The sequence below is a fragment of the Sphingobacterium athyrii genome (genome assembly GCF_003071065.1).
Taxonomy (GTDB): Bacteria; Bacteroidota; Bacteroidia; order Sphingobacteriales; family Sphingobacteriaceae; genus Sphingobacterium; species Sphingobacterium athyrii.
The window spans coordinates 69,546-85,567 of record NZ_QCXX01000002.1; the positions used below are offsets into that span (position 1 = coordinate 69,546).

The 16,022-nt window shown below is 39.1% G+C and carries 11 protein-coding genes and 1 other RNA gene; 6 read left to right on the forward strand and 6 right to left on the reverse strand.

What is annotated here, in order from left to right; translation table 11 throughout:
* Positions 1 to 8 precede the first annotated feature (8 nt).
* A complete protein-coding gene (locus DCO56_RS06795) occupies positions 9 to 1,586 on the reverse strand; it encodes a glycerol-3-phosphate dehydrogenase/oxidase (RefSeq protein WP_108633019.1) in 1,578 nt (525 codons plus the stop codon).
* Between the two features lie 368 nt (positions 1,587 to 1,954).
* On the opposite strand from DCO56_RS06795, the gene DCO56_RS06805 reads away from it, so the two are divergent.
* Complete coding sequence (locus DCO56_RS06805) at positions 1,955 to 2,461, forward strand: thioredoxin family protein (RefSeq protein WP_108633021.1); 507 nt, start codon at positions 1,955 to 1,957, stop codon at positions 2,459 to 2,461.
* A 44-nt stretch (positions 2,462 to 2,505) separates the two neighbouring features.
* Here the strand turns inward: DCO56_RS06805 and DCO56_RS06810 are convergent, their stop codons facing one another.
* Positions 2,506 to 3,897 (reverse strand): type III PLP-dependent enzyme domain-containing protein, encoded by a 1,392-nt coding sequence (locus DCO56_RS06810; protein ID WP_104380843.1) that lies wholly within the window; start codon positions 3,895 to 3,897, stop codon positions 2,506 to 2,508.
* Between the two features lie 108 nt (positions 3,898 to 4,005).
* On the opposite strand from DCO56_RS06810, the gene argS reads away from it, so the two are divergent.
* From argS to DCO56_RS06825, 3 genes are read left to right on the forward strand one after another with little or no spacing between them, the layout of a single operon-like run.
* On the forward strand, positions 4,006 to 5,790 hold the full coding sequence (gene argS / locus DCO56_RS06815) for an arginine--tRNA ligase (protein WP_108633022.1): 1,785 nt from the start codon (positions 4,006 to 4,008) through the stop codon (positions 5,788 to 5,790).
* Positions 5,791 to 5,794: 4 nt separating this feature from the next.
* Positions 5,795 to 6,871, forward strand: a complete 1,077-nt coding sequence (locus tag DCO56_RS06820) for an oxidoreductase (protein WP_108633023.1) — start codon at positions 5,795 to 5,797, stop codon at positions 6,869 to 6,871.
* A 57-nt stretch (positions 6,872 to 6,928) separates the two neighbouring features.
* The gene (locus DCO56_RS06825; protein WP_108633024.1) at positions 6,929 to 8,074 is read left to right on the forward strand and encodes a BaiN/RdsA family NAD(P)/FAD-dependent oxidoreductase; all 1,146 of its coding nucleotides are present in this window, start codon (positions 6,929 to 6,931) and stop codon (positions 8,072 to 8,074) included.
* An 89-nt stretch (positions 8,075 to 8,163) separates the two neighbouring features.
* Here the strand turns inward: DCO56_RS06825 and DCO56_RS06830 are convergent, their stop codons facing one another.
* Complete coding sequence (locus DCO56_RS06830; protein ID WP_108633025.1) at positions 8,164 to 9,237, reverse strand: helix-turn-helix transcriptional regulator; 1,074 nt, start codon at positions 9,235 to 9,237, stop codon at positions 8,164 to 8,166.
* A gap of 158 nt (positions 9,238 to 9,395) precedes the next feature.
* On the opposite strand from DCO56_RS06830, the gene rnpB reads away from it, so the two are divergent.
* Positions 9,396 to 9,773: RNase P RNA component class A (rnpB, locus tag DCO56_RS06835), an RNA gene on the forward strand.
* Between the two features lie 65 nt (positions 9,774 to 9,838).
* Entirely contained in the window at positions 9,839 to 11,230 is a 1,392-nt protein-coding gene (locus tag DCO56_RS06840) for a sigma-54-dependent transcriptional regulator (protein ID WP_108633026.1), read from the forward strand.
* Between the two features lie 139 nt (positions 11,231 to 11,369).
* On the opposite strand, the gene DCO56_RS06845 is transcribed toward DCO56_RS06840, so the two are convergent.
* The 3 genes from DCO56_RS06845 to DCO56_RS06855 form a co-directional block, all read right to left on the reverse strand.
* The gene (locus DCO56_RS06845) at positions 11,370 to 12,029 is read right to left on the reverse strand and encodes an HAD family hydrolase (RefSeq protein ID WP_108633027.1); all 660 of its coding nucleotides are present in this window, start codon (positions 12,027 to 12,029) and stop codon (positions 11,370 to 11,372) included.
* A gap of 75 nt (positions 12,030 to 12,104) precedes the next feature.
* On the reverse strand, positions 12,105 to 14,006 hold the full coding sequence (locus DCO56_RS06850) for a DUF3857 domain-containing protein (protein ID WP_108633028.1): 1,902 nt from the start codon (positions 14,004 to 14,006) through the stop codon (positions 12,105 to 12,107).
* Complete coding sequence (locus tag DCO56_RS06855) at positions 14,003 to 15,979, reverse strand: DUF3857 domain-containing protein (protein WP_108633029.1); 1,977 nt, start codon at positions 15,977 to 15,979, stop codon at positions 14,003 to 14,005. The genes DCO56_RS06850 and DCO56_RS06855 overlap by 4 nt, the downstream gene beginning before the upstream one ends.
* Between the last annotated feature and the right edge of the window lie 43 nt (positions 15,980 to 16,022).

A 16,022-nucleotide genomic window follows, 5' to 3' on the forward strand; every position in this document is an offset into this window, starting at 1 on the left:
ATTTTATATTAGTTTAAGATATAATTTTTTGCTACTTTCTCGAAGTTTTCGATCTGATTTTTTTGCCAGTTCTCGTCTTTGCCTAATTCTTGAGCGATTATTTTAGCGACTTCAGGAGCTGCGGCAATGGCTGCTCTGGCATCGAGAAATAGAATACGTACACGACGTGAAAGTACGTCTTCTACCGTTTGTGCCAATTCATTGCGAACAGCCCACACCACTTCTGCTTTTTTAAATTCTAGATGATTCACTATTTTTTCATTCCAGACAGGATTTTCTTGCGCGAGCGCATGTATCGCTTCCTGGTCAGCGCCATAAATATACATGTGGTTGCTTCTGTCGGTTGTAGGGATGGCGCTATAAATCTTTTGTGTCGCTGAGTTGCTTTCCTTTTTGGGTAAACAGCCAATTTTAATTGCTTTATCGACTGTATCTTGTCCCATTCTGCGAAAGGTAGTCCATTTTCCTCCAGTTAGCGTCAGTAATTTTGAATCGCTGACAATAACTTTGTGGCTTCGGGAAATTTCTTTGGTTTTGTTGGAATTTCCGGTTGGAGCCGCGAGGGGTCGAAGACCGGCAAATACAGCAAGTGCATCTTGACGGGTGGGCTGCTTGGTGAGATAGCGTCCAGCAGTTTTTAAGATGAAGTCGATTTCTTGTTCGAGTGCTACAGGTTCAAGACTATGTTCGTCAATAGGTGTATCTGTGGTTCCTGCAATAACCCGATTGTGCCATGGAACAAGAAAGAGCACCCGGCCATCGTCCGTTTTAGGGATCATGATCGCATCGTCACCGGGGAGGAAAGATTTGTCAAAAACAAGATGGACACCTTGACTTGGCCTTACCATCTGTTTTGCTTCGGGTTTATCCATTTTTAGAATATCATCGACAAAAATTCCCGTAGCATTGATGATAGCTTTGCCTTGGATTGTGAAAACTTCTCCAGTGTCAGTATCTTGTGCAATAACACCATTTACTTGGCCTGCATTATTTTTGGTAAGGTTGGTTACGCGTATATAGTTCAATGCTACACCACCCATTTGAATACAGGTTTGTGCCACATTGACCGCGAGTCTTGAGTCGTCAAATTGACCATCCTGATAAACAACGCCGCCATAGAGCCCTTTTGTCCTCACTGTACTGATTCTTCGTTGTGTTTCCTCCTTATTGATATGTATGGATTTTCCTAGACTTAGTTTGCCCGCTAGGAAATCGTATATTTTCATGCCGATAGTGTAGAAAGGGCCGTCAAACCAACTGTAATTAGGAATTATAAAAGATTGATTTTTAACTAGATGAGGTGCGTTTTGCTGTAATAGCCCCCTTTCATGAAGTGCTTCTCTGACTAAGGAGATGTCTCCTTGGGCGAGGTAACGTACACCGCCATGGACAAGCTTTGTTGCTTTGCTGGATGTACCTTTTGCAAAATCGACTTGTTCCAATAATATCGTTTTGAATCCTCTACTAAGTGCATCTAGTGCCACACCTAAGCCACTAGCTCCACCTCCTATCACAATAACATCCCACTCACTTGTGTCTTTTATTCTTTCTATTAATCTTGACCTTTTGAATTCTTTTTGTTTCATTTTGTTTCGTTTTTGGTCCTGAGGTTATATCCCTTAGTATGAATCGTTTTAGCCGATTAGTACTAAGTTATAGTATATTTATGAGATTTTAAAGGAATTTGTTAAAATTATTTAAAAACATTTTATGTTTTATTTTCTTTTGTTTTGTTTTGATATCTATATTTTTAGTGTTTTAAATAGTTCGTTACCACCGGTGTTTTTTGTGAAAATTTTAAAAATAATTAAGGTAACATTGTTACTATGGCCCTATATATGTCCCTTGCCTTTTTTCGAAAAGAACGATATAATGTTTAACCATTATAATAGGCTTATGTTTTGGTTTGGGAAAATGATTTTGTAATTTTAAATCATTAATAATTTGTTGAATAATGAGAAGGATTAAATTGTTGTTTTTAGGAATGGGGGTATTAATGGGTGTCCAATTGCCGCATTCAATTGCCTTTGCGCAGGAAGCCCCGAAGATTCAATCGGAACTTTCCAAGCCATATCATCCAGAGGCTGATGCACAGAAAGACATTGATAGCTTATTGAAATTGGCCAAGAAGGAAAAGAAGAATGTCATTATTCAGGCCGGTGGGAATTGGTGTGTATGGTGTCTGCGATTTAATGATTATATCCATAAAACGGCAAGCATAGACAAATTGTTAAAAAGTCGTTTTCTCTATTATCACCTAAATTATTCGAAAGAAAACAAGAATGAGATGGTTTTTCAGAAGTATGCACCTGAGGGTGGAAAGTTAGGATATCCATTTTTTATTGTATTGGATATAAACGGAAAGACACTTCATGTACAGGAAAGTGGCAGTCTGGAAAAGGATAAAAGTTATGACGAAGAAAAAGTATTGAAATTTTTCAATGCCTGGGTGGCTAAATAAAAAAATCCTGTCAACTGACAGGATTTTTTTATAATTTTTTATTTTTATTGGTAGCCCAATAATTTCATGACCTGTTTGGAATTTTGTTCCTCCCCAAAGACTTCGTAATTGAAAGTTTCATCTCTATTTCTTCGTACCAATACATGTTTAGGCGAAGGAAGCAGACAATGATGAATTCCACCGTATCCACTCAATACATCTTGATAAGCTCCGGTGTGGAAGAATCCTAGGTATTGTACTTTACGTGTTTTAGGCATAAATACAGAGTTCATGTGTGCTTCCTGATTGTAATAATCCTGGCCATCACAGGTGATCCCACCTAAGTTCACACGTTCATATTCCGAATCCCAATTGTTGATTGGTAATAAAATGTATTTTTGGTTTAAAGCCCAAACGTCTGGTAAGTTGGTGATGAAAGACCCGTCAATCATAAACCAACGTTCGCGATCATTTTGTTGCTTACGTCCCAAAACTTTATAAAGAATTCCTGACGCTTCAGCGACTGTATATTTGCCAAATTCAGTAATGATATCCGGCTCCATGACTTCATGGTGCGCGCAAATCTGTTTGATCCTGTTGACAATTTCATTGACCATATATTCATAATCGAAATCATGTACCAATGAATCCTTAAAAGGCATGCCACCACCAATATCCAAAGTGTCTAAATCAGGATTTATTTTTTTGAATTTACAATAGAGCGTGACGTATTTCTCCAACTCATTCCAGTAATACGGTGTGTCTGATATACCCGAATTAATAAAAAAATGAAGTAGCTTCACCTTAAAATTTGGATTGTCAACAATCTTATTATTGTAAAAGTCGATGACATCTTCTTGCCGAATGCCCAATCTGGAGGTGTAAAATTGAGAATCTGGCTGCTCCTCTGAAGCGACCCGGATCCCCAAAGCACATGGTTCGTCTAATTCAATCTCATCATCATAGAGATTGAATTCCTCCTTATTGTCCAAGACAGGAATAATGTTTGTATAACCATCATGGATCATATCAACAATATACTGTTTGTACTGATAGGTTTTGAATCCATTACAGATGACTGTAATGTCTTTTGTTACGGTACCTTGTCTTTCCAATGAATCGATCATCGGCATGTCAAACGCAGATGAAGTTTCAAGGTGGATATCATTTTTCAAGGCTTCTTCTACAATGTGCTTGAAATGGGAAGATTTAGTACAATAACAGTATTTGTAAGATCCGCGATAGTTGTGTTTCAGAATTGCGGTCTGAAAAAGGATTTTCGCTTGTTGAATTTTTTTGCTGACGATAGGCAAATAGGTAAAACGTAACGGCGTACCGTACGTTTCTATCATTTCCATTAAATTCAAATCGTGGAAATACAATTCGTCGTCGATGATTTCGAATCCGTCCTGGGGAAAACCAACACTTAAGTCAAGAAATTCCTGATAGCTCTGCATTTTTTATTATTTTTGCAAAGATATACTTTAATGGTGAATACCTAAATAAGGAATGTTATTTATTTCCAGTTCACTATCAGGAAGTTGTAAAATTTACAAAATCATTAAATGGCAAATTCTATTCAAAGGCGACTTGTTGAAGTCACAGTACAGGCTGTTAAAGCGCTTTACAATGCAGATATTTTAGAACATCAGATAGCTTTACAAGCGACCCGAAAGGAGTTTGAAGGGCAGATTACGATCGTAACTTTTCCAGTAACGCGCTTCTCAAAATTGTCTCCGGAGCAGACCGGAGCAGCAATCGGTACCTATTTACAGCAGCATATTACTGAAATCTCAGACTTCAACGTAATAAAAGGCTTTTTGAATATCGTGCTTTCTGATGACTACTGGGTTTCCTTATTGAACAATACGATTGTTGCCAGAGATTTTGGCATCTTTCCAGCTAATGGAAAGAAGTTGATGGTGGAATATTCTTCGCCGAATACGAATAAGCCTTTACATCTGGGGCACATCCGAAATAATCTATTAGGGTATTCTGTTGCTGAAATTCTCAAAGCCTATGGTTATGAAGTCATCAAAGCCAATTTGGTGAACGATCGTGGTATCCATATTTGTAAGTCCATGTTGGTCTGGCAGAAATTTGGTGCGGGGGAGACGCCTGAATCCACAGGCATGAAGGGTGATCACCTTGTCGGTAAGTATTATGTCGTTTTTGACAAGGAGTATAAAAAAGAAATAGAGTTGCTGAAAGCCGAGGGGCAATCCGAAGATGAGGCGAAAAAGAATGCGCCATTGATGAAAGAGGCTCAGTCTATGCTTCAAAAATGGGAGGCAGGAGACGAAGAGGTAATCAGGCTTTGGAAAACCATGAATAGTTGGGTCTATGCCGGTTTTGAAAAAACCTATAAGCAGTTGGGGGTAGACTTTGATAAATATTATTACGAATCCGACACCTATCTTTTGGGTAAAGATATTATTCAGGAGGGACTGGACAAAGGCGTTTTCTTTAAGAAAGAAGACAATTCGGTCTGGATAGATCTGACAGACGAAGGATTAGACCAAAAATTGGTTCTCCGTGGGGATGGTACTTCAGTCTATATTACACAGGATTTGGGTACTGCACAGCTTAAATATGATGAGTTCAAAATGAGTGAATCCATTTATGTTGTCGGTAATGAGCAGGATTACCATTTCAAGGTCTTGTTTTTGATCCTCAAAAAACTGGGTAAATCATGGGCGGATGGTTTGTTCCACTTATCTTATGGCATGGTTGATTTACCTTCCGGTAAAATGAAGTCACGTGAGGGAACGGTGGTGGATGCCGACGACTTAATGGCCGAAATGCTTAAAACAGCACAGGAACGTACGGAAGAACTTGGGAAAACCGAAGGCTTGGCTGAAGATGCCAAGGCTGCACTTTATAACACCATCGGGATGGGTGCGTTGAAATACTTCTTATTAAAAGTAGACCCAAAGAAACGTCTATTGTTTGATCCAAACGAATCGGTAGATTTTCAAGGTCATACCGGACCTTTTATCCAATATACACATGCGCGCATCAAATCTGTTTTGAGTAAGGCTGAATTTGATGCGAATAGTCCGGTATCGGTACTTCCTTCAATTTCATCTTATGAGCGTGATCTGATTCAGCAGTTGGGTGCCTTTCCGGAAACTATTGAGGCATCTGCACAGGAATTTAGTCCAGCGCAATTGGCCAATTACGTTTACGAGGTTGCCAAGTTATATAATAAATTTTATCACGAAGAGAGTATATTAAAGGCCGAAGCCAACGATGTAAAGAATTTTAGATTACATCTATCAGCGGCAGCAGCGAAAGTTATCGCCAAAGGAATGGGGTTGTTGGGTATATGTGTGCCGGAAAGAATGTAACGATATGAGGAAGATTCGTGTTGGCCTTATAGGCTTTGGTATTTCAGGACAGGTTTTTCATGCTCCTGTAATGCGTTCTATCGTGGCACTGGAACTTGTAAAGGTTACCGCGCGCAAGGCTGAGCAACAGGCGCTATTGAAAGAGCGCTTTCCGCAAGCGGAGACTGCACTGTCCGCTGATGAAATTTTTGCTGATGAAACCATCGAACTGGTCGTGATTGCTACCTCTAACGATATGCATTATCCAATGGCAAAACGTGCTTTGGAGGCTGGAAAACATGTCGTTGTTGAAAAACCGTTTACAAATACGGTAGAACAGGCAGATGAGTTGATTGCGCTCGCCAGAGAAAAGAATTTGGTGCTTGCTCCCTATCATAATCTGAGATTTACTTCGGATTATCGAACGGTAGAGAAAATTATAAAAGGTGGCCGATTGGGACGGATCGTAAATCTGGAATCAAGATTTGACCGTTTTCGGAATTATTTGAGACCCAATGCATGGCGTGAAGAGAATTTGCCCGGATCAGGTATATTTTACGATTTGGGTCCGCATCTTATCGACCAGGCTTTGCAATTATTTGGAAAACCGAATGCTGTATTTGCAGACCTTGCGATACAACGGGATCACGCAAAGACCATTGATAATTTTGACTGTATTTTGTACTACGATAATTTGAGAGTTTCGCTCAAAGGATCAATGCTTGCGAAAGAACCGACTCCACGATATCGCCTCTTTGGTATGAACGGAAATTTTGTAAAAAATGGTGTTGATCCCCAAGAAGCATTATTGCGGGACGGTAAGTTCCCTGATGAGGACCCCAATTGGGGCGAAGAGGAGCCCAGTATCTATGGTAAACTGAACATTGTTGAAGAAGGTAAAGATGTGGAAGAAATTATTGTATCAGAAAAAGGTTCTTATCCTGACTTTTATCAAAATGTTGCGGATACTATTTTAGGTCAAGCCACCTTAATAGCTTCGCCGGAACAGGCTCGAGATGTGATTCGTATCATCGAACTTGGTTACCAGAGTCAATCGGAAAGACGGGTCATTTCTACAGAAGATCAATTGATTGCTTATTAATATAAGACTGTGAATACATACGATGCGATTATAATTGGCGGTGGTGCCTGTGGTTTAATGTGTGCGGCACAAGCTGGACTGTTGGGAAAGAAAACATTGTTGTTGGAACGCAATGATAAAGTGGGAGCCAAGATCCTGATTTCAGGTGGCGGAAGATGCAATTACACAAATACCGGAACTACAATTGCTAATTTTATCTCTGAAAACCCGGATTTTTTGCACGGCATATTTAAGCAATGGACAGTCGAAGATACCATTGATTTTTTTGAAGCATACGGTATTAAAGGGCAAGAAAAGACTTTAGGGCAATTGTTTCCAGCAACGAATAAAGCGAAAGATATCGTTGCGGTATTTTCGAAGATTCTTTATGAAACTGAACAGGATATAGCGCTCAGCACGCTCGTGAAATCGGTGGAAAAGAATGCTGATGGGTTTACGGTTCATGTAGAAAGTCCGAAAGGAGAGCATCTGTATAGAGCTAAAAAGCTGGTGATTGCTTCAGGGGGGCTCCCAGTTCAGAAGCTGGGCGCATCTGATTTTGGATTACGTATTGCAAAACAGTTTGGCTTGGAGCTTGTTGCTACGGCTCCTGCATTGGTTCCTTTGACAATCACGGGAAAAGATGCAGATTGGTACAGTTCGTTGTCAGGGAATTCCGTGTTCTCCAAAGTATCTGTTGCGGGTATGTCTTTTGAAGAGAATATTCTGTTTACGCACTGGGGATTAAGTGGCCCGGCAATTCTTCAGATATCAAGTTATTGGCGGCCGGGGCAGGAAATTATCCTTGATCTGCTGCCTAATTTTAATTTAGATAATCTTATCAAACAAGAGCGCCAAGTCGGGGGAAAGAGGCTTGTTTCACAACTGCTGAATGACTATTTTAGTCGAAAGTTGGTGGATGCGCTCGGCAAATTCCTTGCATTGGATATCAAAATAGCATCCCTGAGCAAAGCTGACGCTAAGTTGATTGTTGATACGGTTCATCGTTTTAAGGTCAAACCTGCAGGTGATAAGGGATATGATAAAGCCGAGGTGATGCGTGGTGGTGTTTCCACAGCGGAATTGCGCGGCAAGACATTAGAATCCAAGAAAATACCCGGTCTTTATTTTGGAGGTGAGACTGTCGATGTTACAGGCTGGCTTGGTGGCTATAATTTCCAATGGGCCTGGGCAAGCGGTTATGTGATTGCGCAAGCTATTTAGCGCCCAAGATAAACAGCCGGCTTACCGGGGAAATGTCCTGAAGGTGAACTGCGGAACGATCATAGCTCAATACCGTTACATACAGATTTTTAGGAAAGACGATTAGAAGCGTGCTGATTCTGTGCGGTATCAGTTGGCTTTTCCGACCGATCTAGATATAATTGAGCTGCCGCAGTTAAACGTTGTCTTATCCGGCTTTGTAAATTGCGCGGAGTCAATACTTTGATCGCTTCGCCAAATCCTAAAATTTCCCGCTCCAATTCAAAATTCAGGACAACATCTATACGGATTAAGACTGATCCGTCCTCCTTTTTGTCTAAAATCTGCTGAGAGGGATGTATCGGTTTGGTTTCTACATAAGGCGCATTTCTGGCGTTGATCTCTAGTATCACACGTTGGCCACGATCTTTTTGTGTTTTAGTAACTCCTATGGTATCGGAAAAGTATCGTTCAAAATCTATTCCTGTATAGGCGATGTATGAATTTTTACCCATCTCCTCAATTGTATTAATTCGGTCCAACGCAAGTGTCATCAAACCCTCGCTTTTTTTATGGTGGCCAATCAGAAACCATCGGTTACGGTATTCTTTTAAGAGATAGGGTGAGAAAATGAGGTCCTGCCGTTGCGTTGCTTTGAAAGACTGGTAACTGATGAGAAGTGGTGTTTTTTCACGAATGGCCTGATGGAGGGGACTAATAAATGATAGCCCCTTCAAAAGATTGTTACTCTCCATTTGGATAATGGCGGGTTGATTGTCTTTTTTAGTGTGTATACTGTCCTCAAGGCGTGCGACTATATCACTCATTTCGTCGAAGCTTGAAAAACCGCTGACATGTTTTAAAACCTCTACAGCTTCCTTCATTTTTTGCATATCTCCAACAGAGATAGGCGAGTTGCTGATACTGTATTTTGGGTCTTCGTAGGTGTAAAATTTGCGATGTGTGACAATAATGGGGGCATTATATCCCAATTTATTGCTTCTCATCAACTGTATATCGCCCTGAATAGTTCGTTTGCTTATACCGTTTTTGATTCCTTCAAATTCATAAAGTGCATCGGAAACCTTTTCCATTAAGTCTTCTAAAGTCCATTTACGATGTCTTAGACGCAGACAGCTGTCTATTGTTTTGTAACGGATAAGTGCGAGTTTATTTAATGCCATATGTTTACTGATGGAAGTTTAGATGAAAATACAAACTTTATATTATCTACGCAAAGGGACTGCGTAAATTTTAACTGTCTTCAACGCGTTAAAGGAGCAGCATTGAATTTTTAAGGAAATTCGCTGTTTATCCAAGTAAAATAGCTACTTTTGCGGAGAAGCAAACTGGTTCTATCGCTGCTCTTTCGGGAGGAGAGGAAAGTCCGGGCAACATAGAGCGACACGCTTCCTAACGGGAAGGATGCTATCAAAATAGCAGACAGAAAGTGCCACAGAAAATATACCGCTTTTCGGAGTAAGGGTGAAAACGTAAGGTAAGAGCTTACGGTCTTGTATGGTAACATATATTACGGTAAACCTCGTGTGTTGAAAGACCAAATAGGTTACGAAATCTGAAGGCTGCTCGTCTTCTTTCAATTTATTGGAATTCGTAATGGGTAGGTTGATTGAGTTTGTCAGCGATGGCAAATCTAGATAAATGATAGAAATTCCACTTCGGTGGTCTACAGAACCCGGCTTACAAGGTTTGCTTCTTTTTCGCTAATTGCTAAAAAAACCTTATATTGATTTCCATAATTGAAAATAGCATAACGCTGAATTTATGAGTACAATTTTAATCATTGACGATGAACGCGCCATCAGAAGTTCTCTGCGTGATATCTTGGAATATGAAGATTATACGATTTTAGATGTTGACAATGGCCGGGATGGATTGGATATTTTAAAAAAAGAAAAGATCAACTTGGTGCTATGTGACATCAAGATGAATAACATGGACGGAATGGAGGTGCTGTCCGAAGCACATCAGACCAGCCCAGACATTCCTTTTATTATGATTTCCGGTCATGGCACGATTGAAACAGCAGTTGAGGCGGCAAAAAAGGGTGCTTTTGATTTCCTTGAAAAACCATTGGATTTAAACCGATTGCTTATTACGGTTCGAAATGCATTGGATAAGAGTTCACTAGTCACCGAAACCAAGGTATTAAAACGTAAAGTCAGCAGTTCAAAGACAAAAGATATATTGGGTGAATCCGGAGCAATTAAACGGATCAAAGAAACAATAGATCGTGTTGCTCCGACGGAGGCAAGAGTATTGATTACAGGGGCAAATGGTTCGGGTAAGGAGCTTGTGGCCCGTTGGCTGCATGAAAAATCAAATCGTTCACAGGCACCATTGATCGAGGTAAACTGTGCTGCGATTCCTTCGGAACTGATTGAATCCGAATTGTTCGGGCATGAAAAAGGTTCCTTTACTTCGGCGATTAAACAACGGATAGGTAAGTTTGAACAGGCCAGTGGTGGAACATTGTTTTTGGACGAGATAGGTGATATGAGCCTTTCTGCTCAGGCTAAGGTTTTGCGGGCTTTACAGGAACATAAAATTACCAGAGTGGGGGGAGATAAGGAAATTGATGTGAATGTACGTGTTGTCGCTGCAACCAACAAAGATTTGCTAAAAGAAATCGAAGAGGGTAATTTTAGAATGGACTTGTATCACCGTCTTTCGGTAATTTTAATCCATGTGCCGTCATTAATTGATCGCGTTGATGACATCCCTTTGCTTTCCACCAACTTTTGCGAAGAAATATGTATGGAGTACGGTATTCCTGTGAAGGAAATAACGAATGCTGCAATGAAAGAATTGAGCCATCTCCCCTGGACAGGAAATATTCGTGAATTGCGGAATATGATCGAGCGTCTAATTATTTTGAGTGATAAATCCATTACTGATAAAGATGTTGTTGCATTCGCTAATCCTTCGCGTGAGCCAGTAGGTGGAGTTGCCTATGAAAAAGGGGCAGTAAATTATGGGTTGGATATGGATTCGTTTGATTCGTTCCAGGATTATAAGGATCATGCGGAAAAAGAATTTATAAAATATAAATTGGAAAAGAATAATTGGAATGTGTCCAAGACTGCGGATGACCTCGATATACAGCGTAGTCATCTCTATAGTAAAATTGAGAAATTTGGTCTCAAAAGAGATTAATATAAAATAAGGGCTTTCAAAAGAAGCCCTTATTTTATATTAATCTAGCGATGTATTTTACATTAAAAATCATGGTTAAGTAGCTGTATTGTTAAAATAATCTTAACATGATTTAATAAGCTGTCTAATCAAGATTTTTCTATTGCAGTATTGCTTTCACATTTGCTACTGAAATCTCAGTATAGTTTCTGACATAAGTATCGCTTACAGGAAGCTCTTGTTGTTTATGCGTTGATAATACAGCAACAACCTTCATTCCCGCATTCTTAGCAGCTGTAATACCCGAAAAGGAATCTTCAAATACAATACATTTTTCAATCGGCATACCAAGATTTTCAGCTGATTTCAAGTAAACTTCGGGATGTGGTTTATGAAGTTTCACATCTTCGCTGCTTAATGTGGACGAGAAAAGATCCCGGATCTTTAACTCATCCAAGATCAGATCCATATTTTCCTTGGGTGCAGATGTTGCTACTGCAAGTTTAAATCCATTGTCTTTTAACTCTTTTAAAAATTCTATTAAACCTTTAATAGGAGCTACATGTTCTTTGTAGATCACTCTAAAAAGCTGTTCTTTTTCAAATTCAAGCGTACGCAATTCTTCAGGAGATATTGGTCGTTTAAAAAAATGCTGCATGATATAGCTGTTGTGTTTGCCATACATATGCTGTTCAAATTCTTCTTCAGTAGCCTGCTGTACGTTATGGTTTTTAAAAAAAGCTCTGAAAGCTTCTGCGTGGAAGGGATTTGTGTGACTTATAACCCCGTCCATGTCAAAAATTGCCGCGTATTCTGTCATTTGGCTAATATACAATAATTGCTTTATTTGATTGTTTGTCGACTTTCATATTCCAGTAAATATTTTAGGATACTGTTACAATATGCCTAGATTATAACGACCTTTATCGGAACTGCTTACTTCTCTATGAAACTGGAAGAAATCTTCGTAGTTACTTGCTGGATAATTCCCTTCGAAGAGCTCCAATTTTCGATACGTTAATAATTTATTTCCTTTTATTTCTGATTTAAATTCATATTTACCAAATGGTTTTTCGATGATCTTCTGTTCAGGTGTTATATTTTTTACGATGTTGTCCGGGAGTGTGATGCTAATGCTGTCAATGTCAATAAACCCACGTTCTATAAAAATATCCTCTGTACGATTTTTATTCTCAGAAATGCTGGATTGTGTATTGAAGATATTGGGCTGGATCAGCATTTTATTACCATTTTTCACAGCATAATTTTTAATGAAAATCGTTAGGTTTTCTTCAATAAATGGTTTCTCCTGTTTGTGTTCGGCGTATTTTACCTGGTCGAAATTGATATTGTCGATGTTATAATACTCGGCCAATAATTTGGTTTTCTCATTGTTGTTCGCTAAAAGTATCTCCATATGGTTTTCATATTGCGTGCCATAAAACTTCGTGTTTAAAACACCTTTTATGCTGCCGTCATCAGCGAGTGTCAGGTCAGCATTGCGAAGCTGGAGATTGGTTGAGTTACTATATTTTGGCGTATGCATAATCACCCCGCCATTTTCGGTACAGGCAATGACGTCCCTGTCATCCGTAAAATTGCTGAGGAATCCAAAAGGAAGGTTCTGACTGGTACATTCCAGCCAAGTCGTGTCATTTTTGAAGGGGACGCATAGGATTGCATGATTGCCATCCTGTACGTTTGCAAATGTCTTGTGGAAATTCTCCTTGCGTTTTCCGGCTTCAACCATACAATAGTAAGAAGGTATATCAACTGCTGATAACATACTTCTCATATAGTTCACCAGGGCTTTGCAATCACCATATCCTAAACGGTCAACCTCAGATGCAGGAAAAGGTTCAAGTCCGCCTATTCCGATCTGAATGCTGATGTATCTCGTGTTTTTTTGCAGATAATCGTATAGAATTTTTGCTTTTTCCCGATCCGATGAAGCATTCTTTGTCAGTGATATGAATTTCTGTTTTGAGGCTTCGGTAAGATCTTCCTTTTTGCTCAATAATTTGGTTGTAAACCAGTCTCCGTATTCTTTCCAGTCGCTAAAGTTGCCTTCTTTTCCGTAGTAGACAAAGTTTTTAGGAACGATCAATACACTTGTTCTTTTTAGATTGGGATTGGGGCTATAAGACTCCTCTTTTTTAGCGGGAATTTGTTCTGTGCTCCAGATTTTGCTGACTGTTTTGTCGGTTTTCTCCTCTTTAATAGCACCTTTATAGTTTTTTGACTCGATGCGGAATTCAGTGCCAATCGGTGTTATAAATTGATAGCTGCTTTTTTCAATGGAAACATTGTTCGAAACTTCAGGAGTCCATGAAGGAATAATCAAGTTTTGTTTATGTTTTACTTCGTATTGATATTCAATTGTATAGGGGTAACTGTGGTAATCGGGAACATAGAGCTTCATCCTCGAATCCGCAAACATCGTACTGTTGTCGACAGCACTAAGATCTTTAAAATCCTTACTTGCTATTTTTTTCTGTAATATCCCCATCTCATTATAAATCGCTCCTTTGATGCTCTTGATCTCATTTGATTTGTTATAATGTATTGGAAGGGCAGCATAGTAATCCCCATTTTTATTATAAACGGTAATGGCGCGCGTGACGGTTTCAATAACTTGCTCCGGGGATTTTACGTCCACCACGGTTTTGTCATTTCTAACGGTGGCTACGGCCCGGCTCTTTAATGCACTCGGAATGTTGGCAATATCATAGTTATCTTGTCCAATAGCGGCAATTGGAAGGAGGAAATAGATTAAATTGGCAATTAACGTTTTCATTTTTTTGTGGTTAATCTAATATCTAATTTTTGCTGTTGTATAATACGTGAATAAAGCTCTTTTAAGGAGAAGTACTCGTCTACCGTGAATATGGGCTTGTTAAAACTCAGGCTTCCCAGAACTTCCAGTTTATTGTCATTTAGTTGTGTCATATATTTATATCGCGCAGCGGATTCAGGAAGAGCCAAAGATACGTTTTGAGGTTTATCAGTTACGTCATATTGTTCCGGGATTTCCAATTGGATAGTATATTGAAGCTTAGACTTAAATCCCATATCTACCGGATAGGTACGGTCCTGAATTTTGAATGGATTATAGGATATACGGTCGATGACGTTAGGAGCAAACGATAATATAGTACTTCCTTCTTGCTTATTGACATCTAGTGTAATATCAAATGTCTCGTTTAATACCTGATCAACCTCGTTGAGATGTTCAATTTTAGCATTTGTAAGGCTGACGTTGGGCATCTCTTCATCCAGTTTCTCCCAATATTCTTCGAGGGAGTTGAATTTGGCGATATGTTGTCTTTTCAAAAGCGCTTTATTGCCTTGACTGCTTATGGTGAGTGTTCCTTTAAGCTGGCCTTGGTCGTTTAGTACGCCTATCAAGGTATAGTATTGTTCGGATATCTCTTCGGAAGCTAATGGAAACCAGTCTGAACTCTTTTTGGAGTATATGATTCTGCCGCGTTCATTGAGACATTGTAGTGGCAATGAGCCAAAGGGAAGATAGGTGTTCGATGCATCCAGTTTATATTTTGTTCCATCGATGTCAACGCAGGCGATAACATAGTCAAAATCTGATAATACAGGGAATAGTGAATTTGGGGTGCCATTTCGTCTAGTCGATAGAATAATTGGATAAGCGTCTAAATCCGCAGCCTGTAAAGCCGTGACCAGCGCTAAATTGATATCACCAATATTGCCGGTTCTTTTTTCCAAAGCTTTTTCGATTCCGCTTTCTGCATATTTCCCGAGATAGTTATTCCATTTTATCTGTTTCTTGATATAGTCATAGATTTTGTTGGCCTTTACCAATTTTGAATCATTTGGAGATAAAAGCGTTGACAAGGTAGTTTTGAAGAGATCTGTTTTCTTCAATTGTCCACCAAAGGTCTTCTCATTCATTAATTCTGTGTCAACATCTTTCCATGTCTTACTAAAGGTTTTTTTAACACCGGTACTTGGATAGAATATAGATTCGAGTTCATAATATATTGCGGATTTAAAATTTTTTGGAGAAGTCATAAAGTCTTCTTCAATAAAAGCTGGAATATTGGACATCGTATAGGTGAGCTTTGAACAATCCATTCTTATTCCATCCAAAAAGAGATATTCCTTCAAAACTTCTCCTTTTTTTTGGTCATCCAGTTTATATGGACCACGCAATACGACATTATAAGTAAAAGATGCAGGTATAATAGCGATACATTGGCTCTTTAATTTAGGAATATCATCCTGAAATACCCATGTCTTAAAATTAAATAGATCCTGTTCGAGTGTTCGATAAGAAACTTCTATGATGGATCCTTCTTTAATATTGGGAAGCGTAAATTTATTCAGATCAAGGTAAGCCGAGTAATTTTCTTTAAAAACCTTTTTATTCTCAAGTTCTGTTCGATTGATCTGCCCGTTTTCCAAATTGTAGGTAACAGCCTTTAACTCGTCCAGATGGTCACGGATATAACTCCCTCTTTTGTAGGATGGTATTTCGAAGTTAGCTTTTTTAAATCCTTCTTTGTTATTTATACGAATAAGCACATGGTACTCATGCATTAATTTTACCCGGTGGTCATAGTCATCGACGAAGACTGCGCTTTGCCCAAATTCTTTTAAGACAATAGCATCGGCATTACTGTCGAGTGGCGTAGGCGAAAAATCCGAAATAGAGATTCTACCAAAATCGAAATTTTGACCAAATATAGTTGGACAAAAATAAAATATTAAAAATAGCGTTAAAAAATGGCGCATAACTTAGGCGTAATTTGTTTACGAATATAAGTTTTTGTCCAAA